This is a genomic window from Sphingobium xenophagum, from assembly GCF_002288285.1.
Taxonomy (GTDB): domain Bacteria; phylum Pseudomonadota; class Alphaproteobacteria; order Sphingomonadales; family Sphingomonadaceae; genus Sphingobium; species Sphingobium xenophagum.
Map to the genome: position 1 here is coordinate 1,461,887 of NZ_CP022745.1, position 22,808 is coordinate 1,484,694.

A 22,808-nucleotide genomic window follows, 5' to 3' on the forward strand; every position below is an offset into this window, starting at 1 on the left:
GATCAATCCCGCAGCAGGTCGTTGATCCCGGTTTTGGACCGGGTCTGCGCATCCACCCGCTTGACGATCACGGCGCAATAGAGGCTGGGGCCGGGCGTGCCGTCGGGCAGCGGCTTGCCGGGCAGCGATCCTGGCACGATCACCGAATAGGGCGGCACTTCGCCCATGAACACTTCGCCGGTCGCGCGGTCGATGATCTTGGTCGACTGGCCGATGAACACGCCCATCGACAGGACCGATCCCTTGCCGATGCGCACGCCTTCGACCACTTCGGACCGCGCGCCGATGAAGCAGTCATCCTCGATGATGACCGGGTCGGCCTGCAACGGTTCCAGCACGCCGCCAATGCCGACGCCGCCGGACAGATGGACATTCTTGCCGATCTGCGCGCAGCTGCCCACCGTCACCCAGGCGTCGACCATCGTGCCTTCATCCACGAACGCGCCGATATTGACGAAGCTGGGCATCAGGATCGCGTTCTTGGCGATATGTGCGCCCGCGCGGGCAAGTGCGCCCGGCACTGCGCGGAAACCGGCGGCGCGGAACTCCGCCTCGCCCCAGCCTGCAAATTTGCTCGGCACCTTGTCCCACCAGAAACCGCCACCGGGACCGTTTTCGATCAACACATTGTCATTCAGGCGGAAGGAAAGCAGCACGGCTTTCTTGAGCCACTGGTTGACCTGCCAGCCATCGGCGGTCGGCTCGGCGACGCGCGCCTTGCCGCTGTCCAGCAGGGCAAGCGCCGCGTTCACGGCATCGCGCACCGCCCCTGTGGTGGTCAGGCTCACATTGGCCCGGTCCTCCCAGGCGGCGTCGATTATGCTTTGCAGGTCGGTCATGCGCTTTCCCCAAAAATGCCGGCCAGAAACGGCCTCAGATGATCAGTCTCGAAATCGATAAAATCGGGATGATGGTCATGATTGCCCGCTTCGGAGCCATTATTGACCCAGATGGTCACCATGCCGATCGCCTTGGCGGGCCGCAAATTGCGCGCCATATCCTCGAAAAAGGCGGCGCGGGTCGGGTCGACATCATGGACGCGGCACAATTCGGCATAGCCCGACGGATCGGGCTTGGGCACATATTGGCAGGCATGAATGTCGTGGATCTGCTCGAACAGGCCGGACAGGCCCAGCTTGTCGAGCACGCGGCCGGCATAGTCCGCATCGCCATTGGTGAAGATCAGGCGGCGGCCCGGCAGCGCGGCGATATGGGCATTCAGCTCCGCATCGACCTCCAGCCGGTCCATCGATATGTCATGGACATAGTCGAGAAAGTCGCGCGGCTCGATGCCATGATGGTGCATCAGCCCCGACAGGGTCGTGCCATGCTCCATGAAATAGCGCTTCTGCGTCTGCCGCGCGATGACCGGGTCGCAGCCAAGCAACCCCTGGATGAATTCGCCCATCTTCACGTCGATCAGCGCAAACAGGTCCGCCTTCGCCGGATAGAGCGTGTTGTCCAGATCGAAGATCCAGGTGTCGACATGGGCCAGATCGCCAAGCATGGCCGCGCCCTAGTCCCGTGCGCCGGGAAGGGCAAGCCACTAACCCTTCTCCCCGTGGGGGAGAAGTTGGAAGAGGGGGATGGGCATGGCGTGCGACGCACCCCCTCTCCGGCTGCGACCAGGCGGCAAAGCCGCCAACTCTCGCTGCCCTCTCCCCCGGAGAGGAGTGTTCAACATCCCAGCGGTTCGCTATCCTCATAAAAGGCCTGCACCGCCTGCCACGCTTCGTCGGCGCTTTCGACCCAGGTGATGAGGTTAAGGTCAGCCGGCGCAATCACGCCTTCGTCGGCCAGCGCCTCGAAATCGACCACCCGGTTCCAGAATTCCTTGCCGAACAGCAGGATGGGAATGGGCTTCATCTTGCCGGTCTGAATGAGGGTCAGCAGTTCGAACATCTCGTCGAACGTGCCAAAGCCGCCGGGGAACACCGCCAGCGCCCGCGCCCGCAACAGGAAATGCATCTTGCGCAGCGCGAAATAGTGGAACTGGAAACTCAGTTCCGGCGTGACGAAGCGATTGGGCGCCTGTTCGTGGGGCAGGACGATGTTCATGCCGATCGTGGTCTGGCCGACATCGGCCGCGCCGCGATTGGCCGCTTCCATGATGGAAGGGCCGCCGCCTGAACAGACGACGAAGTGGCGACATCCCGCCGCGTTCACCGGATATTGCGCTGCGATGCTCGCCAGCTTGCGGGCTTCATCATAATAATGCGCCTTCTTGCCCAGATTTTCGGCAATGCGCTTCTGTTCCGGCGTGGTCGCAGCGTCGATCCGGGCCTGCACCTGGTCGGGTTCGGGAATGCGGGCGGAACCATAGAAAACGAAGGTCGATTCGATTCGCGCTTCGTCCATCAACAATTGCGGCTTCAGCAATTCCAGCTGGAACCGGACCGGGCGCAGATCCTCGCGCAGCAGAAATTCGGTGTCCTGAAAGGCCAGCCTGTAGGCGCTGCTGCTGGTCTGGGGCGTATCGATCGCCTTGCGGGCGTCGGCCGCCTCCTGACTGGCGGGGCGGAATTTGCGTTCTTCAATGTCTTTTTTTGTCATCCCCACGACTTAAGGGGCGCAGATGACATTGCCAAGGCGGATTACCGGCAAAACCCGCCCTTGCCGCCCATGTCGAAATGAAAATGGTCGCGATGGGCCGCGTTATAATCGGGGCTGAGGACGGTATTGAACCGCTTACAGGCGCTGGCGTGGATGACCTTGAGGAACTGGCGCGTCTCCCGATCGCCGTTCCATCCCTGTTCGACACTGATCTTGCGCCCGTCGGCCATCACGAAGGCGGCGACGTCGATCGCGTTGCTATGGGCATGTTCGGACAATTTACCAAGGCCTGCGATGGGCCGACAATTATAGGTGCCGAACGTTTCGATCCGCACGATCTCCGTCCCCAATATGGCGCGCGCGGCGGGCTGCACGCCATAGCGCGCCCAGGCGGCGAAATTGGCGGCCAGCTGGCAAGTCATCGCGCCCAAATTGGTCGCGGGCACGCCAAAGTCGATCAGCTTGACGCTGCTCAGCGCGCTGCACCCGCCGCCGAACGTCCGATCGGGCAGGGGGGTATAGGCGATCGCCTGCGCATTGAGTTTCGCCAGACACTGGCGAAACGCCATCGGCTGCGGCGCTGCCGGACGCGCGGGCTTGGAGACGCGCGCCACACGGCCGCGCGGCACCAGATCGCCGCCGCACGCGCTCAGCATCATCGCCATCGTCACGGCCAGCGCCGCGCCGCGAAACATCGTCATCGTCATCGCCCGCTCTATCAGGAGCCACCCATGGTAGCAGGACAAATCTTGCTGATGGTTAACGGCGGGCACGGCTCGTCCCGTTTTTAGCACTGGGTCATTTTCGCAACCGGCTTGACAGGTCCGCCGAAATCTCTAGGGCGGCCGACGGGCCACGCGGTCCCAACGCCGCGCTGCTCTCTGTAAGGAGAAGCTACATGACTGAAGTTACCGAAGCCGGCGCCCGTATTGCGCCTGCCGCCAAGCCGACGACTCTGCCGGCTCGCCCCTTTTTCTCTTCCGGTCCCTGTGCCAAGCCTCCGGGCTGGAGCGCCGCTGCGCTCGCCACCGACTCGCTGGGCCGCTCGCACCGTAGCAAGATCGGCAAGAACCGCCTCGCTTACTGCATCGACCTGATGCGCGAATTGCTGAACCTGCCCGACACCCACCGCATCGGCATCGTCCCCGGCTCCGACACCGGCGCCTTTGAAATGGCGATGTGGACGATGCTGGGCGCGCGCCCGGTCACGACCATCGCCTGGGAAAGCTTCGGCGAAGGCTGGGTGACCGATGCCGCCAAGCAGTTGAAGCTCGACCCCACCGTCATTCGCGCCGACTATGGCCAGCTGCCTGATCTGTCGGCGGTCGATTTCAGCACCGACGTGCTGTTCACCTGGAACGGCACCACGTCGGGCGTCCGCGTCCCCAATGCCGATTTCATCCCGGCGGATCGCGAAGGGCTGACCTTCGCCGACGCGACCAGCGCGGTGTTCGCCTATGACATCGACTGGGCGAAGATCGACGTCGCCACCTTCTCCTGGCAGAAGGTACTGGGCGGCGAGGGCGGCCATGGCGTGCTGATCCTTGGTCCCCGCGCCGTTGAGCGCCTCGAAACCTACACCCCCGCCTGGCCGCTGCCCAAGGTGTTCCGGCTGGTGTCGAAGGGCAAGCTGGCCGAAGGCGTGTTCAAGGGCGAAACGATCAACACCCCGTCCATGCTGGCGGTCGAGGATGCGATCTTCGCGCTGGAATGGGGCAAGTCGATCGGCGGCGCCGCTGGCCTGATCGCCCGCAGCGACGCCAATGCGGCGGCTCTGGACAAAATCGTGGCGGAGCGCGACTGGCTCGGCCATCTCGCGGTCGATGAAGCCTCGCGCTCGAAAACCAGCGTCTGCCTGACCGTCGCGGGTGCCGACGAAGCCTTTATCAAGGCCTTCGCCGCATTGCTCGAAAAGGAAGGCGCCGCGTTCGACGTAGCGGGCTATCGCGATGCCCCCGCCGGGCTCCGCATCTGGTGTGGCGCGACCGTCGATACTGCCGACATCGAGGCGCTCGGTCCCTGGCTCGACTGGGCCTATGCGACCGTAAAGGCTGCTTAATCTAAAACAAAGCCGTCATTCCCGCGAAGGCGGGAACCCATCTCCCACCCTATCGACAGGTGCAACGGTCGGAGATGGATCCCCGCCTTCGCGGGGATGACGGGACTATTTTCCAAAGGAAATACAGATGCCCAAGGTACTTATCAGCGACCAGATGGACCCCCGCGCCGCCGCCATTTTCCGTGAGCGCGGCGTCGAGGTCGACGTCATCACCGGCAAGACCCCCGAAGAGTTGAAGGCCATGATCGGCCAGTATGACGGCCTCGCCATCCGGTCCTCGACCAAGGTGACCAAGGACATTCTCGACGCCGCCACCAACCTCAAGGTCATTGGCCGCGCGGGCATCGGCGTCGACAATGTCGACATCCCCTATGCCTCGGCCAAGGGCGTGATCGTCATGAACACGCCGTTCGGCAACTCGATCACCACCGCTGAACATGCCATCGCGCTGATCTTCGCGCTGGCGCGCCAGATTCCCGAAGCCAACACCCAGACCCAGCAGGGCCTGTGGCCGAAAAACGGCTTCATGGGCGTGGAAGTCACCGGCAAGACGCTGGGCCTGATCGGCGCGGGCAATATCGGCTCGATCGTCGCCAGCCGCGCGCTGGGCCTGAAAATGAAGGTCGTCGCCTTCGATCCGTTCCTGACGCCGGAACGCGCCATCGAAATGGGCGTGGAAAAGGCCGATCTCGACACGCTGCTGGCGAAGGCCGATTTTATTACGCTGCACACGCCGCTGACCGACCAGACCCGCAACATATTGAGCCGCGAAAATCTGGCCAAGACCAAGCAGGGCGTGCGTATCGTCAACTGCGCGCGCGGCGGGCTGATCGACGAAGCCGCGCTCAAGGACGCGCTCGATTCGGGCCATGTCGCGGGCGCCGCGCTGGACGTGTTCCAGACCGAACCGGCCAAGGAATCGCCCCTGTTCGGCACGCCCAACTTCATCTGCACCCCGCATCTGGGTGCGTCGACCGATGAAGCGCAGGTCAATGTGGCGTTGCAGGTCGCCGAACAGCTGTCCGACTATCTGCTCGACGGCGGCATCACCAATGCGCTTAACGTGCCCAGCCTGTCGGCGGAGGAAGCGCCCAAGCTCAAGCCCTATATGGCGATCGCCGAGAAGCTGGGCAGCCTGGTCGGCCAGCTCGAAGGCGACCAGATCACCGGCGTTGCGGTAGAGGTGGAAGGCCATGCCGCTGAACTGAACCAGAAGCCCATCACCGCCGCCGTGCTGGCGGGCCTGATGCGCGTCTATTCGGACACGGTGAACATGGTCAACGCGCCCTTCCTGGCCAAGGAACGCGGCCTTGACGTGCGCGAAGTGCGCCATGACCGCGAAGGCGATTATCAGACGCTGGTGCGCGTCACCGTCACCACCGAAAGCGGCGAGCGTTCGGTCGCGGGCACCTTGTTCGGCCATGCCAGCCCGCGCCTGGTCGAACTGTTCGGCATCAAGGTGGAGGCCGATCTCGACGGCACCATGCTCTACATCGTCAACCAGGACGCGCCCGGTTTCATCGGCCGCCTGGGGTCGACGCTGGGCGCAGCCGACGTCAATATCGGCACCTTCCACCTGGGCCGTCGCAACCAGGGCGGCGAAGCGGTGCTGCTGCTGTCGGTCGACGGCACCGTCACCGAACCGCTGCGCTGGGAAATCTGCAACCTGACCGGCGTGAAGCAGGTGAAGGTGCTGCGCTTCGCCTAAGCTGCCCCCTCACCCGTTCGTCCTGAGCCTGTCGAAGGACTGTTCTTCTTAAAAGGACAGGGCTTCGACAGGCTCAGCCCGAACGGTGGATGGGGATGGCCTAGCGCCAATTTTCCGCTAAAGGCGCAAGCCATGACCATGATCCCGCCCAGCCTCCTTCCAGAGGGTCTGTCCGACCGCCTGCCGCCGCAGGCCGAAGCCTCCGCCCGGCTTGCCCGCCGCGTTCTGGATACGGTTGCGACTCACGGCTATGAACGGGTCATGCCGCCGCTCGCGGAGTTTGAGGATACGCTGACCCAGCGCCTCAAATCCATGCGCGCGCAGGATCTGGTTCGCGCCGTCGATCCCGTGTCGCAGCGCAGCCTGGCGCTGCGCCCGGACATGACGGCGCAGGTCGGCCGCATCGCCGCGACTCGCCTGGCCACCGCGCCGCGCCCGCTGCGCCTTTCCTATGCCGGGCCGGTGATCCGTCTCAAAGCCAATCAGCTGCGCCCGGAGCGGGAGAAGTTGCAGGTCGGGGCCGAACTGATCGGGTCGGACAGCGTCACAGCCGTCGTCGAGATCGTCAATGTCGCGATCGAGGCGTTGCAGGCGGCGGGCGTCGGCGGCCTTACCATCGATTTCACCCTGCCCGACCTGATCGACATGCTGGCCGCCGGTCCGTTGCCGCTGGCGGCGGGTGAACTGGAAGCGGTCCGCACCGAACTGGACGCCAAGGATGCAGGTGCTCTCGTTGCGCTGGGGCCGCAGGCCGCGGCCTATCTGCCGTTGATCGAGGCGACGGGTCCGTTCCACGCCGCGATGGAGCGGCTCGAAGCCTTCAATGCGAGCCTTGGCGGCGCGATCGACAGCCGCATCGCGGGCCTGCGCGCCATCGCCAAGCCGATCGGCTGGGACATCACGCTGACGCTCGATCCGACCGAACGGCACGGTTTTGAATATCAGAACTGGTTTGGCTTCTCGATCTTTGCCGAAGGCTTTATCGGCGAAATCGGCCGGGGCGGCAGCTATGCCATCCTGCGCGCCGATGGAGAGGAGGAGCCAGCCATTGGCTTTTCCCTTTATCCCGATCCGCTGATCGACGCTGGCTTTGGCGACAAGGCGCCCAAACGCCTGTTCCTGCCGCTGGGCGCAGACGCGGCCCGCGCCGCCGAATTGCGGGCCGAGGGCTGGCACACCGTCGCCGCGCTGGTCGGCGATGAGGATGGCGCGACATTGCGCTGCTCGCATTGGCTCGATGGCGCGGAACTGCGCGCCTTCTAACGGACGACTCGCGCCAGCCAGTCGTCGACCACTGCCGTGCCCGGATAGGCCGGATCGCCCATCTGCCGGTTGATCTGCATATGGCCGCGCAGCCCGCGCCCTTCCAGCGCCCGTATCTCCACGGGCGTACCCGCGCGCTTCAAGGCTGCGGCCAGCGCCTGCGACTGCGCCGTGCCATCGTCCCGGTCGACATGCAGGATCAGGAAGGCCGGGGCGTTGGGCCGGGCGGCATGGCGAGTCGGCGACAGCGCCTGTTGCCGCGCGGGATCGGTGCCGAACGCCTGTTCATAGGTGCCCTTCATCAACCGGCCCGATTGCGCCATCTGCGCCGCCACGTCATAGGCCGCCCCATCCAGCGGGATGATGCCGCGCACGGCGTCGGGCGACAGCCCTGCTTTGGCGAAATAGCGCATGTCCGTCCCCACCAGCGCGACCAGATGCGCGCCCGCGCTATGGCCCATCAGCACGATCCGGCCCGGATCGACCCCCAATGTCGCCGCGCGGCGGCGCAGGAAGGCAACGGCATCGGCCACGTCCTGCGCCTGCTGCTCGACCGTGGCGCCGGGCACCAGACGATAGTCGATGGACGCGAAAGCATATCCAAGCTGTTGATAATGAACGGATTTATGGCGTCCGGTGGCATTGTCCTTGCTACCGCGCTTCCATCCCCCGCCATGGACGAAGATCACCAATGGCCGCGCTATGTTCGGCTTGCTGTCGGTTTGGCCCGGCCAGAAATCCAGCGTCTGCGCCGGATCGCCGCCATAGGCCACCACTTGTTCGCCGGGCGGGGCGCGCCGCGGCGCTCCATGCGCGGGGGACAGAAGCGACAGGCACAGGACAAGGATCAAGGCTATCCGCACGGCGTATCTCCACGAACGACGGATAATCAGGATCGCGCGCCTGCTTCACCACGTAAAGCCGTTGCGCTGTATCAAAGTGTAATCGTCCCTCCGCCTTGACGCGCCAGCCCCGCGCCGCTAACCCGCGCCCGCACCGGGTGCCCCATATTCTGTCGGGCGCCCAATCGATCCTACCGGCATGTCGAGTCCCGTCGAAGGGCATGGCCGGTCCGCGCGGCGGGCGGAGATCTGTATCCATGGCAAATGTAACCGTGATCGGCGCCCAATGGGGTGACGAGGGCAAGGGCAAGATCGTCGACTGGCTGTCGGAGCGCGCCGATGTCGTCGCCCGTTTCCAGGGTGGCCATAATGCCGGCCACACGCTGGTGGTGGGCGAGAAAGTCTATAAACTCTCGCTGCTGCCGTCGGGCATCGTGCGCGGCACGCTGTCGGTGATCGGCAATGGCGTGGTGCTCGATCCCTGGCACTTCCGCGATGAAGTCGCCAAGCTGACCGCGCAGGGCGTGTCGATCACGCCCGACAATCTTCAGATCGCCGAAACCTGCCCGCTGATCCTGCCCTTCCACCGCGACCTTGATGGCCTGCGCGAGGATGCGAGCGGCGCGGGCAAGATCGGCACCACCCGGCGCGGCATCGGCCCGGCCTATGAGGACAAGGTCGGCCGCCGCGCCATCCGCGTGTGCGACCTTGCTCATCTCGACGATCTTGGCCCGCAGCTGGACCGGCTGACCGCCCATCATGACGCGCTGCGCGCCGGTTTTGGCGAACCGCCGATCGATCGTGCCGCGCTGATGGCGGAACTGACCGAGATTGCCGATTTCATCCTGCCCTTCGTCAAGCCCGTCTGGCTGACGCTCAACCGCGCCAAGGCGGCGGGCAAGCGCATCCTGTTCGAGGGCGCGCAGGGCACGCTGCTCGACATCGACCATGGCACCTATCCCTTCGTCACCTCGTCCAACACGGTCGCGGGCACGGCGGCCAGCGGCACCGGCCTTGGTCCCAATGCGGCGGGCTTCGTGCTGGGCATCGTCAAGGCCTATACCACCCGCGTCGGCTCCGGCCCGTTCCCGACCGAGCTGGAGGACGCCACTGGCCAGCGGCTGGGCGAGCGTGGCCATGAATTTGGCACTGTCACCGGCCGCAAGCGCCGCTGCGGCTGGTTCGACGCGGTGCTGGTGCGCCAGTCGATCGCCGTGTCGGGCGTCACCGGCATCGCGCTGACCAAGCTTGACGTGCTGGACGGGTTCGACACGCTCAACATCTGCGTCGGCTACAAGATTGGCGATCAGACATACGATTATCTGCCCGCCCATGCGCAGGATCAGGCCAAGGCCCAGCCGATCTACGAAGCGATCGAAGGCTGGCACAACACGACCGCCGGCGCGCGCAGCTGGGCGGACCTTCCGGCGCAGGCGATCAAATATATCCGCCGGATCGAGGAACTGATCGGCTGCCCGGTCACGCTCGTATCCACCAGCCCGGAACGCGAGGATACCATCCTGGTGCGCGATCCGTTCGCGGATTAAGGGTATAGGGGGGCGGGCACAGCCTGCGATCTTTCCGAAGGACGACACATGGCCGAGAAATTCGAACGGCACCGGCAGCCCTGGACCCAGGACGAGATCCAGAAGCTGCACCTGCTGGCGAAAAAGGGCATGGGCCTCAAGGCCATTGCCAAGGCGCTGACCCGGACCGAGGAATCGACCAAGGCCCGCGCCAAGGAAGACGGGCTGAATATCGCCAAGCTGCGTTAGCCGCTCCGGGCCATGCGCCGGTCGATCCAGACCAGCGCATGGCCAGCCGCGACGAAGCCCATGGCGATCAGCACTGCATTGACCAGCACCGTGCCGATGCCGATCTTCGCGACGTCGATGAACGGATAGGCATAGCGCCCCTCCGCCATGCCGCGCAGCAAGGCATAGGGCAAATAGAGCGCGGGAAACAGCGTCCATCCCCATGGATCGCGCCATCGCAACTGGCCTCGCACCGCAAAGGCGATCCACCACAAGGGGACCAGTACCGGCGTCACCTTGTGCAGAAGCGTATCGGCGAGCAGCGCGCCGCCGCTCAACGTCAACAGTCCGCGCAGCAGCAGGCCATAGATAATCCCGACCAGCAGGATCGCCAGCATGACGCCTGCCAGTCTGCGCGGATGCGGCTGGCCACCGATCGCAACCCAGCCAAAGGCCAGCGCGACAAGCAGATTGGTCAGCACCGTGAAGTAGCGCAGCAATGTCCAGAGCGTGCCTGCTACCGACCCGGTCTGGTCCAGCGTCGCCGCGAATTGCACGACCAGCCCGGCCAGTGCGACAAGCGCCACGATCGCCGCCGCGATCCTTGCCGTCATGGCTGGTCCTCCTCACCCGCCGCGATCACCGTCGCCGCGACCAGATCGCCGGTTACGTTCAGCGCGGTGCGGCACATGTCGAGCAGCCGGTCGACCCCCAGCACCAGCCCGATCCCTTCGGGCGGAATGCCGACCATGCCCAATATCATCGCCACCACCGGCAGCGATCCGGCCGGTACGCCCGCTGTCCCGATGCCGCCCAATATGCACATCATCATCACCATGATCTGCTGGGCGATGCTGAGTTCGATGCTGAAAAACTGGGCGAGGAAGATGACCGTAATCCCCTCGAACATTGCCGTGCCATTCTGGTTGGCGGTCGCGCCGATGGTCAGGACGAAACGGCTGATGCGGCGGGGCAGGCGCAATTCCTCTTCGGCCACGCGCAGGGCGGTCGGCAGGGTCGCGTTGGAAGAGGCGGTGGCAAAGGCCATCACCGTCGCCTCCTGCACGGCGGCGAAGAAGCGAAGCGGTGATCGTTTGGCTATGAAGGTGATCAGCAGCGAATAGATGCCGAACATCTGGATCGCCAGCGCCAGCAGCACCACGCCGACATAGGCGGACAGGCGGATCAGCAAGTCCCAGCCGAAATGGGCGGCCAGGTTGAACATGAAACAGGCGATGGCAATCGGCGCCAGGCGGATGACCAGCCCCATCAGCCGCATCGTCACCGCCAGCAGGCCCTCCATCGCGCTCAGCAGCAATTGCGTCTGCGGCGTCCGCACCAGCATCAGTCCGATGCCGAAGAACAGGGCAAAGACCATCACCGCCAATATGTCGTTGCCCGCCATGGCTGCGACGATATTGTCGGGGATCATCGCGATGAAGGCGGCCATGCCCTGCGGCGCGTCATCGCCCCGGCTCAATATCGCCTTCGCGCCCGGTGCCGCGTCGTTCAGCATCGCCCGCGCCATGGCCGGGTCGATGCCCGCACCGGGCCGGAGCAGGTCGACCACCAGCAGGCTGACCGCCACCGCAATGGCCGACACGATCAGCGTGTAGACCAATGTGCGCAGCCCCACGCGGCGCAGCGCGCGAATCTCGCCCATTTCGGCGATCCCCACGATCAGCGCCGACACCAGCAACGGAATGACCAGCATGAATAGCAGGCGCAGGAAGATCTGGCCGATCGGCCCGGTCACATAGGTCGTGACATGATCGACCCAGCGCGCGTCGGGCGCGGCCATATAGACGGCCAGGCCGACCACCAGTCCTATGACGAATCCCGCCAGCATCTGCCATTGGAGCGACAGGGCCGCCGTCCTTGTGCCGGTTTCAGCGCTTGGTTCCTGGCTCGTGCCGGTCAATGGCCTGTCCTCCTGTTGCCGCACCTGCCCAACGGTCCGGCCCGGCTGCGAGTTGCACTCTAACGCACAGGTCATTTCGCTATAGCATCAAGGGAGCTTTCATGCGCCTCTTGCGTTGGCGCGGTCCTGTCCTTTGGAGAATTGCATGATCGTCGACCCCGTCCCCAGCCTGCATCGGATGGCCGCCGAGGTGTGGAAGCCGCTGACCCTGTTGTTCGTGTGGGACTGCGTCGTCACGATCACCTACTATGTGCTGCCGTTCAAGGCGCCCGGACTGCCGCTGACCATCTTCGGCACCGGACTGGCGCTGTTCCTGGGGTTCCGGTCCAATTCCGCCTATCAGCGCTGGTGGGAAGGGCGCACGCTGTGGGGCGCGATGATCAACGCATCGCGCAGTCTGGCGCGCGCGACCCGCAACTTCCTGCCTGATCCGGACGGGCGCGAATTGAAGCGGGAGATCGTCAAGCGCCAGATCGCCTATGTAAATGCGCTGCGCTGCCAGTTGCGGCGACTGCCGATTGATGACGATGTCACCCGCTTTCTGGAGGAAAAGGATCAGGGGCTGGCGCTCGCCCGCGTGAATGTCGCCAACGGACTGCTCGACAGCACCGGGCGGCGCATCGACATCGCCCGGCGCACGGGCTGGATCGACACAATCCAGCAGACGCAGATGGAGGCGGTGCTGGTGGACATCGCCAACGCGCAGGGCGGGATGGAGCGGCTCAAAAATACCCCGCTGCCGGTGCAATATCGCTATCTGCCGACCATCTTCACCCATCTCTTCTGTCTCTTCCTGCCGCTGGGGCTGGTCGAAACGCTGGGGCTGGCGACGCCGCTCGGCTCCACGGTCGCGGGTCTCATGTTCCTGGCGGTGCTGCGGATCGGCGACGATCTGGTCGATCCCTTCGCCAACACGGTCCATGACGTGCCGCTCAACGCCATGTGCCGCACGATCGAGATCGACCTGCTCCAGTCGATCGGCGATCCCGCGCCCGAACCGCTAAAGCCTGTGCGCGGGGTGTTGTGGTAGAGGCGCCCGTGTTCCCGCGCAGGCGGGAACCCAGTTCCGACGTTTGGACTGGGTTCCCGCCTGCGCGGGAACACTATAGCGTCGGTTACCCCTTACGCTCTTCCTCCAGCATGTCCGGGGCCAGTTCCAGCCCGGCGCGGCCATGCGCGGCGGTATGCGCCGGCGCCTTGGGGTGAGGCACGTCGATCGGTTCCTCGACCTCCAGCATCCCTTCCCATTTGGTGATCACCGACGTCGCGATGGCATTGCCCAGCACGTTGGTCGCGGTACGGCCCATGTCCATGAAATGATCGACCGCCAGGATGAAGGCGACGCCCTCGACCGGCAGGTCGAACTGACCCAGCGTGGCCGCGACCACCACAAGGCTGGCGCGCGGCACGGCGGCGATGCCCTTGCTGGTCACCATCAACACCAGCAGGATCGTGATCTGGGTCGCGATCGGCAAATCGATGCCATAGGCCTGCGCGATGAAGATGGTCGCGAAGGTCGAATACATCATCGACCCGTCAAGGTTGAAGCTATAGCCCAGCGGCAGCACGAAGCTGTAGATGCGGCGCGGCACGCCGAAGCGATCCAGTTGCTCCAGCATCTTGGGATAGGCGGCTTCGGACGATGCGGTGGAGAAAGCGATCAATATCGGTTCGCGGACATAGCGGATCAGCTTGAACATCCGCTTGCCCAGGAAGATCGATCCCGCCGCGAACAGCAGAAGCCACAGCGCGCCCAGGGCGATATAGAATTCGCCGATCAGCTCGCCAAAGGTGACGAGCACGCCCAGCCCCTCGGTCGTCACGACCGACGCGAGCGCCCCGAACACCGCGAAGGGCGCGACGCGCATGACATAGCCTGTCACCTGCAACATCAGTTCGACCATCGATTCGATGACGGTGACGACCGGCTTGCCCTTCTCCCCGATCGCGGTCAGCGCGACGCCGACGAACAGCGAGAATACGACGATCTGAAGGATCGAATTTTCCGCCATCGCGCCGACCATGGAGGTCGGAAAGACGTGCAGGATGAAATCGCGAAAATTGAGCGCTTCGGTATTCACGCCCGAATCCACGCCCGACCGGACAAGGTTCAGCCCTTCGCCCGGTGCGAAGAAGTTGACGAACATCAGCCCCAGGGTCAGCGAAATCAGGCTGGCGATCACGAACCAGGCGAGCGCCCGCCCGCCGATCCGCCCCAGCGCCGCGCTGTCGCCCATATGGGCGATGCCCGCGACCAGCGTGGAAAATACCAGCGGCGCAATGATCATCTTGATCAAATGCAGAAATATGTCGGCCAGCAGGTGGAAATAGCCGGCCACATCCTTGGCCAGCGTCTTGTCGCTGCCAACCCACAGATTGGCCGCGAAGCCGACAATCACCCCCAAAACCATGCCGGTGAGAATGAAGGCGGTCAGTCTGTTACGCATCCGTGTCCCTCTAGGCCGCTGGAGCCACCGGCTCCGCACTTCTTTTACATGTGTCAGGCCGACACCTAACAGGCCCATGGGCCAGCGGCAATCGGCGCGCGTCGGGGCGCATCTTCATAGACGAACCAGCGGGCGGTTTCCGCGCCTCGCTTCGTCCGGAATGGCGGCATCAGAAGCCTTTAGGGGTAAAGCAGCCCTTCGCTCCAGCCCGCGCCCGCGCGGGTGAAGACTCGCCGCTCATGCAGGCGATGCTCGCGATCCTGCCAGAATTCGATCCGTTCCGGCCTGACGCAAAAGCCCGACCAGTGCGGCGGGCGCGGCACCGGGCCACCCTCGAACCGCGCCCGTTCCGCCTCATACCTGTCCATGAAGGTCTGACGGTCGGGCAGGGGGCGGGACTGGTCGGATGCCCATGCGCCCAACTGGCTGTCGCGGCTGCGGGTTGCGAAATAGGCGTCGGCGGTGGCGTCATCGACCGGGCCGACCGGGCCTTCCACCCTGATCTGCCGTCGCGCCGATTTCCAGTGGAACAGCAATGCGGCATGGGGATTGGCCAGCAGTTCGCCCGCCTTGCGCCCCTCAAAATTGGTGTAAAAGACAAAGCCGTCCGGGCCATGCCCTTTCAGCAGCACCATCCGTACCGACGGATGACCGCGCGCATCGGCTGTGGCGAGCGCCATGGCATTGCTGTCGTTGATTTCGGTCTCGCGCGCCTGGGCGTACCAGTCGTCGAACAGGGCAAAGGGATCAGTCATGCCCGGTCTTTACGGGCGGGACGCGACGCTGTCGATACGGGCTTGCCGAAGGAACGGAGCCGAAAGGTGAGGGGGTGCCGATCAGGCCCCCCCCTATCGTCAGAAGCGGAAGCCCAGACCCGCCGACCAGCTGGTATAATCGCTGGCCTTGATCAGGTTGAAGTTCAGGCGGATGAGGTCGCGGGCGTTGCGCGCCGATTCTTCGCGGCCCCGGATGCCCAGTGACAGGGTCATTTCATGGAACGTGTCATAATAGAGCTTGTCGCCGGTATAGTTGGTCAGCGCATAGCTGGCCCGCACCGATGTATTGCGCCCGAACCCGCGGAACTTGAGCGGCAGGTCATAGGCCACCCCGTTACGGAACGCCCAGTTCTTCAGGCCCGGATTGACGTTGTAGCCGGTGAAGCCGGTGCTCATCGTCGATGTATAGCCGACCATGTTACCGATGATCAGCCGACCCCGGCCCAGACCGTTCAGCACATAGCGGCTGGCGATCGTCGTCGAAATCATATGGCCGAGCGAGCCGAGCTGATCCGACCCGGTGATGCCATAGCCGATGCGCGGTTCGAGCGACCAGCGCTGCGCGATCAGCGGAAATTCGACGCCGACGCCGAATTGCGCGGTCGCGGCACGCGCGCCGTTCACTTCGGAATAGCTGATCGGCAGGTCGAATTTCAGCAGGGCGCGGCCACCTTCGGTCAGGCGGAAGCTGCGTGCGATCCGGCCATCGACGCGCATGAAGTCATAGCGCCCGCCATTTGACGAACCGCCGCTGTAATTGGCGCCAACGATCCACGGATCGCCCGCCGTGTTGGTGCCGCCATTGGCCGCCTGTTCGATCGCCGAATCGCCCGACGACAGGTCCAGGCTCGAGCGGACCAGCCCGCTCTGCACCGAATTGGGATTGCCCGCGAGCGGATCGACCGGCGAATAGCGCGCCAGCGACTTCAGCAACAGGCGGACCAGCCGTTCGGCTTCCGCGCTGTCGACTTCGTCCAGATATTCGTTGAACAGGTCGTAGGACGCCTGGCGCGTCACCCCGTTAAAGCGGTTCTGGTAGGTTTCGCCTTCTGCATCGAGCGCGGGGATGGAGATGCGGAAAACCGGGCTGTTGGCGTCATAAAAGCCATAGATGGGCAGGCCGCGAAAATCGATGACGCCGCTGACCGGGAACAGGTCATTATATTGCGCGCCATAGCGTTCGCGCAAACGCTGCGGATTCATGAAATCCTGACCGTCATTGGCAATGTCCAGGCCATAGCTGTCGGTCCGGGTGATGCCACCCGGCAGGCCCAGCGTCACGCCAATGCGGAACAGGCTCTGCAACTGGTCGAGTTGCTGAGGTGTTGGCGGTGGCGGGCCAACCTGCGCCTGCGCGCTGGTCGTGATCGGGCCGAGCATCGAAAGGGTCGCCACGGCGCCCCAGGCAAATTTCTTGATCATGGTGTAACCCCCAAAACACTCGCATTCCCCACGCGAGACAGGCGGCGGCTAGCAATTGGCGTTGCGCGGCGCATACCCCAAGCGGGGTATGACGGGGGTGTTGCGCATCCATTGCTTGAATGTCGCGCCATCCTCCGCCACATAGTCGCCAAGTGATGCTTTTTCGCAACAGGTAAGATGATGGCCGATCCCTATTCCACATTGGGCGTCGCGCGCGGCGCGACCGACGCGGAGATCAAATCCGCCTATCGCAAGCTGGCCAAGGAACTGCACCCCGACAAGAATCGGGACAATCCCAAGGCGGCCGAGAAATTTTCCGCTGCGACCAACGCCTATGACCTGCTGTCCGACAAGGATAAGCGCGCCCGCTTCGACCGGGGCGAAATTGACGCGGATGGCAATCCGACCGCGCCCTTCGGCTTTGGCGGCGGGGGCGGCGGCGGCTTTCGCGGCCAACCGGGCGGTTTTGAAACCGGCGGCGCCGATTTCGGCGATATTTTCGAAGGGCTGTTCGGCGGCGCGGGGCGTCGCGCGGGCGGCGGCTTTGGCCGTCAGGCACCGCAACCCAGGGGCGCCAACGTCGCCTATCGGCTGGCGGTGCAATTTGCCGACGCGGCCATATTGGCGCCGCAGCGCATCACATTGCAGGACGGCAAGACGATCGACCTGAAACTGCCCGCTGGCGTTGAAAGCGGCACGCAGATGCGCCTGTCGGGCAAGGGACAGCAGGGGCCGGGCGGCGCGGGCGACGCGATCGTCACGATCGAAGTGCGGCCGCACCCCTTCTTCACCCGCGATGGCGACAATGTGCGGCTCGACCTGCCCGTCACGCTGGACGAAGCGGTCAAGGGCGGCAAGGTCAAGGTGCCGACCGTCGATGGCCCGGTGATGCTGGGCGTGCCTGCCGGCACCACGTCGGGCAAGACGCTGCGGCTGCGGGGCAAGGGCTTTACCGGCAAGGATGGCACGCGCGGCGACCAACTGGTCACCCTGATGGTGGACGTCCCCGCCGATGATCCCGCGATCCAGGCGCTGGTGGAAAAATGGCAGGACCGGCGGGCGGTGCGCGCCCATCTGGGCGTCTAGGGCGTTATCGGGGGAATGCCGATGCCTTCGCCCCTGTCGCCCGAATCCCGTCGCCACCGTATGGCGGGGCATATCCACCGCCAGATCAATCGCGTCCGCCCCGGATCGCACCCGTTCGAAATTGTCAAGCGGGTCGCGGTCGGTACCTATAGCGACGGGTTCATCCATGCCGGGAATCTCGCCTATCTCTCGCTGATGACGCTGTTCCCCTTCTTCATCGTCGCGGCAGCAGTGGCCAGCATCTTTGGCCGGACGCAGGACGGGGTACAGGCGGTCAACGCCTTCCTGACCACCGTGCCCAGCGGGGTGGCGGATGTCGTGCGCCAGCCGATCAACGATGTGCTGGCCGCCCGGTCCGGCCCCTTGCTGTGGCTGGGCGCGCTGGTCGGCCTGTGGACCGTCGGCAGCCTTATCGAAACGATTCGCGACATTCTGCGCCGCGCCTATGGCACGAAAAGCACCAAGCCCTTCTGGCGCTACCGTCTGGGCGCGGTCGGCATCACGCTGGTCAGCGTCGTCGCGGTGATGTTCGCCTTCTCGCTTCAGGTCGTGATCACCGGCATCGACCAGTTTCTGCAACAGATATTGCCCTGGGCCGATGATGCGATCGCGCTGGTCGCGTCGGCCAAACTGGTGCCGATGGGGATTGTGGGCGTCGCGCTCTGGTCATTGTTCGTCACGCTGACGCCGACCGCTTACAAGGATCGCCGCTTTCCCAAATGGCCCGGTGCGGTCGCCACCGCCCTATGGTGGTACGCCACGACCCTGCTGCTGCCGCCGACCCTGTCGCTGCTGGGCGGTTATGACCGTACCTATGGCAGTCTGGCGGGTGTCATGATCACGCTCATTTTTTTCTTTCTCGTCGGGCTTGGCGTGGTAATTGGCGCGGAACTGAATGCGGCGCTGGCGGAATTTCCCGAAGAGGAAGATGCCCCGGCGGCGGACATCTGAGGGAATGGAACAACGATATGAACGGCTTGATGGCAGGAAAGCGTGGCCTCATCATGGGCCTGGCCAATGACAAGTCGCTGGCCTGGGGCATCGCAAAAGCGTTGCATGAACAGGGTGCGGAACTGGCTTTCTCCTATCAGGGCGACGCGCTGGCCAAGCGGGTGCGGCCCCTGGCGGAGCAGGTCGGATCAGATTTTCTGATCGACTGCGACGTCACGGACATGGACAAGCTGGACGCCGCCTTTGCGGAGATAGAGACACGCTGGGGCGGGCTGGACTTCGTGGTGCATGCGATCGGCTTTTCCGACAAGAATGAGCTGCGCGGCCTCTATGTCGACACCAGCCTGGACAATTTCCTGCTGACCATGAACGTGTCTGCTTACAGTTTTGTGGCAGTCACCCGCCGTGCCCGCGCGCTGATGCCCAATGGCGGCAGCATCCTGACCTTGAGCTATTATGGCGCGGAAAAGGTCATCCCCCATTATAACGTGATGGGCGTGGCGAAGGCCGCGCTGGAAACGTCGGTCAAATATCTGGCGATGGACCTGGGGCCGGAAAATATCCGCGTCAACGCCATCTCGGCTGGTCCCATCAAGACGCTGGCCGCCAGCGGCATCGGCGACTTCCGCTACATTCTGAAGTGGAACGAACTGAATTCGCCCCTGCGCCGCAACGTGACGATCGAGGATGTCGGCGGCGCGGGCCTCTATCTGTTGTCGGATCTGGCCAGTGGCGTGACGGGCGAAATCCACCATGTCGATGCCGGCTATAACGTCATCGGCATGAAGGCGGAGGACGCCCCGGACATCGCGCTGGACAGGTGAGCGGTGCCAACGGTCTGGCGCGAAGCCAATCTGCGTATCATGATCTATACAGACGATCACGCGCCGCCCCATGTTCATGTGTTCGGCGCTGGCGAAACAAAGATTGCGTTGATGGGGCAGGGCGAACAAGCGCAGGTCGTGCGGATTGTCGGCGCTGATTTGCGCGAGAGTCGACGCGCCCTGCAAATCGTGCGAGAAAAGCGCGATTATCTGATCGAAAAGTGGAACGATATTCATGGGTGAATTGACCCAGGCGCAGTTTCAGGAAGCCGTCAGGCGCGGTGAGCATGATCTGGCGATCAAGCCACGCGCCCGCGCCGCGCGCTACGATCGGGATAGCGGCCATGTCGTGATCGATCTGGTCAGCGGCGCCACTTTTTCCTTCCCCGCCACCTTGGCGCAGGGGCTGGAACAGGCGAGCGCCGAACAACTCGGAAAGATTGAGATTGCCGGGGCAGGTTTCGGCCTGCATTGGGAAGAACTGGATGCCGACCTGACCGTCGAAGGATTGCTCGCCGGTCGTTTCGGCAGCGCGCGCTATATGGCGCAGCGTTTCGGCTCCGATTGGGATAGTGAAGCCGCAGAATGAGTTTCAACAGTTTCGGTCGCGTATTCCGCTTCACCACCTGGGGCGAGAGCCATGGTCCTGCCATCGGCGCGGTCGTCGATGGCTGTCCTCCGGGGCTGGACCTGAGCGAGGCCGACATCCAGCCCTGGCTCGACCTGCGCAAGCCCGGCACGTCCAAATTCACCACCCAGCGGCGCGAGGCGGACGAGGTCCGCATCCTGTCGGGCGTGTTTGAAGGGCGGACGACCGGCACGCCGATCAGCCTGATGATCGAAAATACCGACCAGCGATCGAAAGATTATTCGGACGTCGCCAAGGCCTATCGTCCCGGCCATGCCGACTATGCCTATGACGCCAAATATGGATTTCGCGACTATCGCGGCGGCGGGCGTTCGTCGGCGCGGGAAACCGCAAGCCGGGTGGCGGCGGGCGCGGTGGCGCGCGCGGTCATCCCCGAAGTGGATATTTTCGCCTATGTCAGCGCCATTGGCGGCGACGCGATAGACTATGCGCATTTCGATCCGGCGCTGATCGGGCAAAACCCCTTCTTCTGCCCGGACGCGCAGGCCGCTGTGCGGTGGGAAAAGCTGGTCGATGCGGCGCGCCTCGATGGCTCCTCGCTGGGTGCCGTGGTCGAATGCGTCGCCTCTGGCGTGCCGGCCGGCTGGGGCGCGCCGCTTTATGCCAAGCTCGACAGCGAACTGGCGAGTGCGATGATGAGCATCAATGCGGTCAAGGGCGTCGAGATTGGCGATGGTTTTGCCGCCGCCAGCCTGCGCGGCGAACAAAATGCCGATCCGATGCGGCCGGGCGAAGATGGACCCATATTCCTCGCCAATCATGCAGGCGGCATTGCGGGCGGTATCTCGACCGGTCAGCCGATCAAGCTGCGCGTGGCGTTCAAGCCCACCAGTTCCATCCTGATCCCGGTCGAAACGGTCACGCGCGATGGTGCTGCATCGGACATCATCACCAAGGGGCGGCATGACCCCTGCGTCGGCATTCGTGGCGTGCCCGTGGTCGAAGCGATGATGGCGCTGGTGCTGGCCGACCAGAAATTGCTCCACCGCGCCCAATGCGGCGAACGTCCTGAAACCGACTGACGCGCCAAAGCGAAGCGATCCTGCGCCGAAAAGGCGAGACGACTCGGCAAATTTAGGATAGGCTCTGACCCAAGCCCGCCACAGGGCCAGCGGCAGAGCGTAAGCCTGGGGAACGTCACCACGCATGGCGCGGACATGACGACAAAATGTCCCCATACCGCCGCGATACGGGCCAGCCATGCAACCATGGCTGGCCCTTTTCATGTGCTCGCTATTTGGTCAGATGTGCGGCCTGCACGGCTTTCTGGAACAGGCTGGCCAACGCAGCCGACATATCGCTGTCGGTCGTCACCTTGTAATAGAGCCCCGGCGATGCGCAGCTTTCCAGTGGCGGACTGATCTTTTCCGGCGGATTGAGAAATGGCGTGCGTACATTGCTGATCGACCAGCCGTCGGACGCCGATTCCCACAGATATTCCGTGTAGAGCACCGCAATCCGGATTCCCTTGGCCTTGATCGTATCGCACATGGCGGTCGGCATCGGGCCCAGCTTGCGACCGCCTGCATTTTCGTCCCGCATGCCGTCGGTGATCAGGAACATGACGCCCTGGGGCGAATCGCTGCCCTTCTTGGTCCCCGCTCCCGGCACGGGCATGATCGCATTGATGCTGGTCAGGCTCGTGGTGAAGTTGGTCAGCATGTCGCTGTCGTTGATGCCGCACACACGCTGGTTATTCTGGCAAACGGTCAGCAACTGCGCCTGGGATACCAGCCCCTTGGCCGTATCCAGATCGACCGGCTTGTCCGCGATGGAATGATAGGTCCAGTCGAAATGCCCCAGCGCCATGCGGTAGGTCGCGCCGTTGGCCTGGGCCGTTTCCTTGGCCACATCCACCAGATTTTCGACCGCCGACGTCACCAGGTCGCTTCGCAACGCCAGTTTGAGATCGGTCTTGGCGATATAATAATAATCGACATATTGACCGTTCACCATGCGGGTTCTGCCCGGATTGGTCGATGAAGTGTTGGTTTGATGGCAGGCAAAGGCACAGCCGCCGGTAGCAGCGGTCAGCGCCGTCAGCCCGGCCTTTGTCGCCGGCAGGGCCATGGACGGCGACGTGTCGAGCACCATGTAAAAATCGATATTGGGCGCGGTAACGCTCTTGGCGCTGGCGGAACCGCCAATCGCTATGCTGGCGCTGGACAGGATGGCCCCGAAAATATTGTCTGACGCTGCGGCATAGCTCACCGTCACATTGCGTTGCAGGGTGGGGGACAGCGTTTCAGTGATGTTGATCTTGACGTCCTTGCCATAGATCAGCCCGTTCAATCCCACGACCTGATCGTCGAAAAAGGCATTGGCGCGCTTTTTTGTTTCATCCAGGTCATTCTTGAGCATCGGCGCGCTGACGGCGTAGAGGGCCGTCGCGTCGGTGATCGCGTTCATCTTGGTCTGCAAACGCGCCGCCCGCGCATAGTCGATGACCATGCCAGCGCCAAACACCAGCGGGATGAGCGAAAAGGCGAAGATCATGATCACATTGCCGCGCTCCTGCCTTAGCAGGCGCCGGACGATGCGGATCATCGAAAG

Annotated in this window: 23 protein-coding genes; 12 read left to right on the forward strand and 11 right to left on the reverse strand. The window is 63.9% G+C overall.

Annotated features, from left to right (window positions below; all coding sequences use genetic code 11):
• Window positions 1-2: 2 nt before the first annotated feature.
• From dapD to CJD35_RS07110, 4 genes are all read right to left on the reverse strand, one after another.
• Window positions 3-839 (reverse strand): 2,3,4,5-tetrahydropyridine-2,6-dicarboxylate N-succinyltransferase, encoded by an 837-nt coding sequence (gene dapD / locus CJD35_RS07095; RefSeq protein ID WP_017181666.1) that lies wholly within the window; start codon window positions 837-839, stop codon window positions 3-5.
• Window positions 836-1,507, reverse strand: a complete 672-nt coding sequence (locus CJD35_RS07100) for a pyrimidine 5'-nucleotidase (RefSeq protein ID WP_017181665.1) — start codon at window positions 1,505-1,507, stop codon at window positions 836-838. Before CJD35_RS07100 ends, dapD begins: the two co-directional genes overlap by 4 nt.
• 170 nt (window positions 1,508-1,677) lie before the next feature.
• Window positions 1,678-2,553 (reverse strand): LOG family protein, encoded by an 876-nt coding sequence (locus tag CJD35_RS07105; RefSeq protein WP_017181664.1) that lies wholly within the window; start codon window positions 2,551-2,553, stop codon window positions 1,678-1,680.
• 41 nt (window positions 2,554-2,594) lie between these two features.
• Window positions 2,595-3,260, reverse strand: coding sequence for an extensin family protein (locus CJD35_RS07110; RefSeq protein ID WP_017181663.1), 666 nt, complete (start codon window positions 3,258-3,260; stop codon window positions 2,595-2,597).
• Window positions 3,261-3,451: 191 nt separating this feature from the next.
• Here CJD35_RS07110 and CJD35_RS07115 point away from each other — a divergent pair, with 191 nt between their 5' ends.
• The 3 genes from CJD35_RS07115 (at window position 3,452) to CJD35_RS07125 (ending at window position 7,583) form a co-directional block, all read left to right on the forward strand.
• Window positions 3,452-4,612, forward strand: coding sequence for a phosphoserine transaminase (locus CJD35_RS07115; RefSeq protein WP_017181662.1), 1,161 nt, complete (start codon window positions 3,452-3,454; stop codon window positions 4,610-4,612).
• Window positions 4,613-4,739: 127 nt separating this feature from the next.
• Window positions 4,740-6,320: a phosphoglycerate dehydrogenase gene (serA, locus tag CJD35_RS07120; RefSeq protein ID WP_017181661.1), complete on the forward strand. Its 1,581-nt coding sequence runs from the start codon at window positions 4,740-4,742 to the stop codon at window positions 6,318-6,320.
• Between the two features lie 132 nt (window positions 6,321-6,452).
• A complete protein-coding gene (locus CJD35_RS07125) occupies window positions 6,453-7,583 on the forward strand; it encodes an ATP phosphoribosyltransferase regulatory subunit (RefSeq protein ID WP_017181660.1) in 1,131 nt (376 codons plus the stop codon).
• Here the strand turns inward: CJD35_RS07125 and CJD35_RS07130 are convergent.
• Window positions 7,580-8,446 (reverse strand): alpha/beta hydrolase, encoded by an 867-nt coding sequence (locus CJD35_RS07130; RefSeq protein ID WP_026002138.1) that lies wholly within the window; start codon window positions 8,444-8,446, stop codon window positions 7,580-7,582. The genes CJD35_RS07125 and CJD35_RS07130 overlap by 4 nt on opposite strands.
• 236 nt (window positions 8,447-8,682) lie before the next feature.
• Between CJD35_RS07130 and CJD35_RS07135 the strand changes: the two genes are divergently transcribed.
• Together CJD35_RS07135 and CJD35_RS07140 are read left to right on the forward strand one after the other, a co-directional pair.
• On the forward strand, window positions 8,683-9,972 hold the full coding sequence (locus CJD35_RS07135; protein WP_017181658.1) for an adenylosuccinate synthase: 1,290 nt from the start codon (window positions 8,683-8,685) through the stop codon (window positions 9,970-9,972).
• 48 nt (window positions 9,973-10,020) lie between these two features.
• A complete protein-coding gene (locus tag CJD35_RS07140; RefSeq protein WP_017181657.1) occupies window positions 10,021-10,200 on the forward strand; it encodes a hypothetical protein in 180 nt (59 codons plus the stop codon).
• Here CJD35_RS07140 and CJD35_RS07145 read toward each other — a convergent pair.
• Both CJD35_RS07145 and CJD35_RS07150 read right to left on the reverse strand, forming a co-directional pair.
• A complete protein-coding gene (locus CJD35_RS07145; RefSeq protein ID WP_017181656.1) occupies window positions 10,197-10,793 on the reverse strand; it encodes a Pr6Pr family membrane protein in 597 nt (198 codons plus the stop codon). The two genes, CJD35_RS07140 and CJD35_RS07145, sit on opposite strands and share 4 nt — an antisense overlap.
• Entirely contained in the window at window positions 10,790-12,100 is a 1,311-nt protein-coding gene (locus CJD35_RS07150) for a dicarboxylate/amino acid:cation symporter (RefSeq protein ID WP_026002137.1), read from the reverse strand. The genes CJD35_RS07145 and CJD35_RS07150 overlap by 4 nt, the downstream gene beginning before the upstream one ends.
• Window positions 12,101-12,245: 145 nt before the next feature.
• Between CJD35_RS07150 and CJD35_RS07155 the strand changes: the two genes are divergently transcribed.
• Entirely contained in the window at window positions 12,246-13,130 is an 885-nt protein-coding gene (locus CJD35_RS07155; protein ID WP_086485913.1) for a bestrophin family protein, read from the forward strand.
• A gap of 85 nt (window positions 13,131-13,215) precedes the next feature.
• Here CJD35_RS07155 and CJD35_RS07160 read toward each other — a convergent pair whose 3' ends face one another.
• The 3 genes from CJD35_RS07160 to CJD35_RS07170 form a co-directional block, all read right to left on the reverse strand.
• Complete coding sequence (locus CJD35_RS07160) at window positions 13,216-14,547, reverse strand: dicarboxylate/amino acid:cation symporter (protein ID WP_017183550.1); 1,332 nt, start codon at window positions 14,545-14,547, stop codon at window positions 13,216-13,218.
• 179 nt (window positions 14,548-14,726) lie between these two features.
• Window positions 14,727-15,302 carry a pyridoxamine 5'-phosphate oxidase gene (gene pdxH / locus CJD35_RS07165; protein WP_017183549.1) on the reverse strand — a complete coding sequence of 192 codons (576 nt, stop codon included), beginning with the start codon at window positions 15,300-15,302 and terminating at the stop codon, window positions 14,727-14,729.
• 99 nt (window positions 15,303-15,401) lie between these two features.
• A complete protein-coding gene (locus tag CJD35_RS07170; protein ID WP_017183548.1) occupies window positions 15,402-16,745 on the reverse strand; it encodes a hypothetical protein in 1,344 nt (447 codons plus the stop codon).
• A gap of 180 nt (window positions 16,746-16,925) precedes the next feature.
• Between CJD35_RS07170 and CJD35_RS07175 the strand changes: the two genes are divergently transcribed.
• Genes CJD35_RS07175 through aroC form a run of 6 tightly spaced genes read left to right on the forward strand, consistent with a single transcriptional unit; the run spans window position 16,926 to window position 21,277 of the window.
• Entirely contained in the window at window positions 16,926-17,831 is a 906-nt protein-coding gene (locus tag CJD35_RS07175; protein ID WP_026002470.1) for a DnaJ C-terminal domain-containing protein, read from the forward strand.
• Window positions 17,832-17,846: 15 nt separating this feature from the next.
• Window positions 17,847-18,782, forward strand: a complete 936-nt coding sequence (locus CJD35_RS07180; RefSeq protein WP_017183546.1) for a YihY/virulence factor BrkB family protein — start codon at window positions 17,847-17,849, stop codon at window positions 18,780-18,782.
• Window positions 18,783-18,799: 17 nt separating this feature from the next.
• A complete protein-coding gene (gene fabI, locus CJD35_RS07185; protein WP_017183545.1) occupies window positions 18,800-19,606 on the forward strand; it encodes an enoyl-ACP reductase FabI in 807 nt (268 codons plus the stop codon).
• Between the two features lie 39 nt (window positions 19,607-19,645).
• Complete coding sequence (locus CJD35_RS07190) at window positions 19,646-19,849, forward strand: DUF4160 domain-containing protein (protein ID WP_244917237.1); 204 nt, start codon at window positions 19,646-19,648, stop codon at window positions 19,847-19,849.
• Window positions 19,842-20,195, forward strand: a complete 354-nt coding sequence (locus tag CJD35_RS07195; protein WP_017183543.1) for a DUF2442 domain-containing protein — start codon at window positions 19,842-19,844, stop codon at window positions 20,193-20,195. Before CJD35_RS07190 ends, CJD35_RS07195 begins: the two co-directional genes overlap by 8 nt.
• Window positions 20,192-21,277, forward strand: a complete 1,086-nt coding sequence (aroC, locus tag CJD35_RS07200; RefSeq protein ID WP_017183542.1) for a chorismate synthase — start codon at window positions 20,192-20,194, stop codon at window positions 21,275-21,277. The genes CJD35_RS07195 and aroC overlap by 4 nt, the downstream gene beginning before the upstream one ends.
• 211 nt (window positions 21,278-21,488) lie before the next feature.
• On the opposite strand, the gene CJD35_RS07205 is transcribed toward aroC, so the two are convergent.
• Complete coding sequence (locus tag CJD35_RS07205) at window positions 21,489-22,802, reverse strand: TadE/TadG family type IV pilus assembly protein (protein ID WP_244917238.1); 1,314 nt, start codon at window positions 22,800-22,802, stop codon at window positions 21,489-21,491.
• Window positions 22,803-22,808 lie beyond the last annotated feature (6 nt).

What these genes read in the sequence shown, in the direction of transcription:
- CJD35_RS07115 (WP_017181662.1), top strand. Translation starts at nt 3,452, where the DNA reads ATGACTGAAGTTACCGAAGCCGGCGCCCGTATTGCGCCTGCCGCCAAG.
- aroC (WP_017183542.1), top strand. Translation starts at nt 20,192, where the DNA reads ATGAGTTTCAACAGTTTCGGTCGCGTATTCCGCTTCACCACCTGGGGC.
- CJD35_RS07105 (WP_017181664.1), bottom strand. Translation starts at nt 2,553, where the DNA reads ATGACAAAAAAAGACATTGAAGAACGCAAATTCCGCCCCGCCAGTCAG.
- CJD35_RS07175 (WP_026002470.1), top strand. Translation starts at nt 16,926, where the DNA reads ATGGCCGATCCCTATTCCACATTGGGCGTCGCGCGCGGCGCGACCGAC.
- CJD35_RS07135 (WP_017181658.1), top strand. Translation starts at nt 8,683, where the DNA reads ATGGCAAATGTAACCGTGATCGGCGCCCAATGGGGTGACGAGGGCAAG.
- fabI (WP_017183545.1), top strand. Translation starts at nt 18,800, where the DNA reads ATGAACGGCTTGATGGCAGGAAAGCGTGGCCTCATCATGGGCCTGGCC.
- CJD35_RS07140 (WP_017181657.1), top strand. Translation starts at nt 10,021, where the DNA reads ATGGCCGAGAAATTCGAACGGCACCGGCAGCCCTGGACCCAGGACGAG.
- CJD35_RS07190 (WP_244917237.1), top strand. Translation starts at nt 19,646, where the DNA reads ATGATCTATACAGACGATCACGCGCCGCCCCATGTTCATGTGTTCGGC.
- CJD35_RS07160 (WP_017183550.1), bottom strand. Translation starts at nt 14,547, where the DNA reads ATGCGTAACAGACTGACCGCCTTCATTCTCACCGGCATGGTTTTGGGG.
- CJD35_RS07180 (WP_017183546.1), top strand. Translation starts at nt 17,847, where the DNA reads ATGCCGATGCCTTCGCCCCTGTCGCCCGAATCCCGTCGCCACCGTATG.
- CJD35_RS07125 (WP_017181660.1), top strand. Translation starts at nt 6,453, where the DNA reads ATGACCATGATCCCGCCCAGCCTCCTTCCAGAGGGTCTGTCCGACCGC.
- CJD35_RS07170 (WP_017183548.1), bottom strand. Translation starts at nt 16,745, where the DNA reads ATGATCAAGAAATTTGCCTGGGGCGCCGTGGCGACCCTTTCGATGCTC.
- serA (WP_017181661.1), top strand. Translation starts at nt 4,740, where the DNA reads ATGCCCAAGGTACTTATCAGCGACCAGATGGACCCCCGCGCCGCCGCC.
- dapD (WP_017181666.1), bottom strand. Translation starts at nt 839, where the DNA reads ATGACCGACCTGCAAAGCATAATCGACGCCGCCTGGGAGGACCGGGCC.
- CJD35_RS07145 (WP_017181656.1), bottom strand. Translation starts at nt 10,793, where the DNA reads ATGACGGCAAGGATCGCGGCGGCGATCGTGGCGCTTGTCGCACTGGCC.
- CJD35_RS07195 (WP_017183543.1), top strand. Translation starts at nt 19,842, where the DNA reads ATGGGTGAATTGACCCAGGCGCAGTTTCAGGAAGCCGTCAGGCGCGGT.
- pdxH (WP_017183549.1), bottom strand. Translation starts at nt 15,302, where the DNA reads ATGACTGATCCCTTTGCCCTGTTCGACGACTGGTACGCCCAGGCGCGC.
- CJD35_RS07155 (WP_086485913.1), top strand. Translation starts at nt 12,246, where the DNA reads ATGATCGTCGACCCCGTCCCCAGCCTGCATCGGATGGCCGCCGAGGTG.
- CJD35_RS07110 (WP_017181663.1), bottom strand. Translation starts at nt 3,260, where the DNA reads ATGACGATGACGATGTTTCGCGGCGCGGCGCTGGCCGTGACGATGGCG.
- CJD35_RS07205 (WP_244917238.1), bottom strand. Translation starts at nt 22,802, where the DNA reads ATGATCCGCATCGTCCGGCGCCTGCTAAGGCAGGAGCGCGGCAATGTG.
- CJD35_RS07100 (WP_017181665.1), bottom strand. Translation starts at nt 1,507, where the DNA reads ATGCTTGGCGATCTGGCCCATGTCGACACCTGGATCTTCGATCTGGAC.